Raw genomic sequence first — 322 nt, 5'->3', positions numbered from 1 at the left:
GCGGAACCAGATGCAGCCCGGATCCGGTGTCCGCACCATCGGGGGCATGTACGCCACCGTCAAGGAGGTCAACGACGACACGGTCCTCCTCGACGCCGGTCCGGGTGTCGACCTGCTCTTCGCCAAGAACAGCATCGGTGCCGTCCTGACCGACGACGAGTACAACCGCATCGTCCACGGCATCGAGCACGACCTGAAGTCGGACGCCGACGTCGTCCCGGACGACGCCTCCTCCCTCACCGAGACCGACGAGCCCGCCGCTGCCGCCGCCTCCGACGAGAAGTCCGTCGACCTCGGTAAGAAGGACGAGACGGAAGAGGCC

1 protein-coding gene is annotated in these 322 nt (G+C 67.1%); it reads left to right on the top strand.

The window, feature by feature from the left end; genetic code table 11:
* Positions 1–322, top strand: a 322-nt coding sequence (locus ACLZOT_RS51170) for a preprotein translocase subunit YajC (protein ID WP_416976139.1), incomplete at both ends; no start/stop codon positions are given.

Origin of the sequence: Streptomyces sp. 4F14 (genome assembly GCF_048159485.1) — a bacterium.
GTDB lineage: Bacteria > Actinomycetota > Actinomycetes > Streptomycetales > Streptomycetaceae > Streptomyces.
Note: the sequence above shows the minus strand (reverse complement) of the source record. Positions and strands in the feature narration are given on the sequence as shown.